Genomic DNA, 2,301 nt, shown 5'->3' on the forward strand with positions numbered 1-2,301 from the left:
AAAATAATTATTATGAAAAAAAACAATTGGAAGACATTATAACCACAGAACCCTCCAAGCAAGCTATTTTTCAAAATTGGTATAAGTATGCTAACAAACGTCAAACTGTTGTTTTTTGTTCCAATATAGAACATGCCCAAAACATAACCAATTTTTTTAAAGATAAAAATATCAAAACTGAAATGATTGATTATGAGTTAAATGATCAAGAACGACAAAAAATTTTAAATGATTTCGAAACAGGTAAAATACAAGTTATAATTAATGTTGCTATTTTAATAGAAGGATGGGATTGTCCAATTGTATCTTGTGTTTTGCTTTTGCGCCCTAATTCTTGTCCATTAACTTTAAAACAAATGATAGGAAGAGGGTTACGTATTGTTGATCCTAATATACATCCTAACATTATTAAAGAAAATTGTGTTGTGATAGATTTTGGTAATTCTATAAAAAAACATTTAAAAAACATATTTGAAATAAAAAAAGATTTAAATCCTCAAAAAAACAAAAGACCTTTATTTTGTGATAAATATCAATATGAATCTATAGAAAGAGGAAATACAAATAAAAAAATAATCATTAAAGAGGATAATTTTTTGTTAAAAGAAATACCATTACCTCCTTTTGATCAAGAAAAAAATACATCATTTAGATGGATTAATTTTGATGAAAATATTATGGCTAGTGGTTTTAATTCTTTTGCTGTAATCAAACAAATAAAAGATATTTGGTATTCTTTTGGAGGTTTGCAACCAAAAATAAAAAAGAAAAAAACAACGTATAAAGAAAAGTGCATAAAGATTTTAAATATAGGCTCAAAAATAAATTGTTTTGCAAGCGCTAATGATTGGCTTAACGAAAATGAAGATAATAATACAAATTATATAAAAATGAATTGGACAAACGAACCTGGTACAGAAAAACAATTAAAATTCATAATAGAAAAAATAGAAAAAGAAAAATTTTTATCAAAATTAAATGTAGATGAATTAAAAAAATCAAATAAATATAAGATGTCTGTTTTGATTTCTTACTTAATAAATAAAAAAGATATAGAGAAAGCTATTAAAAAATTACAAAATTACCAAAAACAAGTTTTAAGTTTTAATTTTTAATTCAAAAAAACGTTAAAATTATATATGATTTTGTTTTGTTTTTTTGATATCTAATATTATAATATTAACCATTGAGGTGTTCCAAAAGTTTAGACACTTTTTGCTTTTTAAAAACTCTTTAAGGCTAACTATTAAGTTAGTCTTTTTTTATTTTCAAAGATTAAAAAAATAATTTCATATCTTTTCTAAAGATGTTTTTAGAAAGGAATTAAATGTTAAGAGAAAAATTATTTAAAGATTTTTTAAAAAATAAAAAGAATTTAGAAATTCGAGATCAATTAATCGAACTTCATTTACCTTTAGTAAAAAAACTAGTTTATCAATTTAAATATTACCCTAAATTTTTAACTAAAGAGGATTTATACCAAGAAGGGGTTTTAGGATTAATAAAATCATTAGCTAATTACGAAGATTTAGGTTATGATTTTATCGCCTACGCAAATCCTCACCAACCCCATAACACCCCCAAAAAGCCAAAATAATACCTTTAAAACGCATTTCCCTATCTTCCAAATTAATTATCTTAACGAACAAAAAGACTATATTAAAGAATTGATTAGCAAAATAAACATAGACAAGTTAGATACTTTAAAATTATATAAATTAGATGACAAAAAAAGTAGATAATTATAACAACCCTATAAAAACAAACTATAACAAAGAAGCAAACATTATTTATTATCAATTAGAAGATTTAAAACACATCAAAGCATTTTTAATCAAAAGAAAAGTAGGTTATTGGGTTAAAAAACACATCCTAATTATAAAAGTAATTTAACAAAATAAAAAACATAAAATAAATAAACTTATTTTAACTCATCGTTTTACTATCATTTGATTTATTAATTTTAATTATCGTTGTATCTTTTATCTATCATTATTATTTTTCGATATATAAATAACTCCCTTTTTCCCTTTCCATTATTAAAGAGAGATGTTTTAAAAATTAACCAAAACCATCCCCTAACGCGCTGAAGCGCTAACAAAAATTAAAAGAAAGCACAAACAAAAGAAAAAGAAAAATAAAAATCCCCCAGTTGCGCGAGACCCCCTTTTTTAAATAAATATAATCATTTAAAGTTATAATGATTATGTATATGATATAAAAAAGGGAAACGATATTTAAATCATGAAAAAAATAGAAAAAATAATAGAAAAAGAAATCCACAAAAATAAATTATTACAA

2 protein-coding genes and 1 pseudogene are annotated in these 2,301 nt (G+C 22.9%); all 3 read left to right on the top strand.

Annotated elements, in window-relative coordinates:
• Positions 1-1,115: DEAD/DEAH box helicase (locus OL66_RS00685; RefSeq protein ID WP_034172063.1), on the top strand; the 1,115-nt coding region annotated here is incomplete at its 5' end.
• 212 nt (positions 1,116-1,327) lie between these two features.
• Positions 1,328-1,697, top strand: a pseudogene (locus tag OL66_RS04530) (sigma-70 family RNA polymerase sigma factor); the annotation flags it as partial.
• A 25-nt stretch (positions 1,698-1,722) separates the two neighbouring features.
• On the top strand, positions 1,723-1,893 hold the full coding sequence (locus tag OL66_RS03830) for a hypothetical protein (RefSeq protein ID WP_238568768.1): 171 nt from the start codon (positions 1,723-1,725) through the stop codon (positions 1,891-1,893).
• The last annotated feature ends 408 nt before the right edge of the window (positions 1,894-2,301 follow it).

The organism is Chrysanthemum yellows phytoplasma (assembly GCF_000803325.1).
GTDB classification, from domain to species: domain Bacteria; phylum Bacillota_I; class Bacilli_A; order Acholeplasmatales; family Acholeplasmataceae; genus Phytoplasma; species Phytoplasma asteris.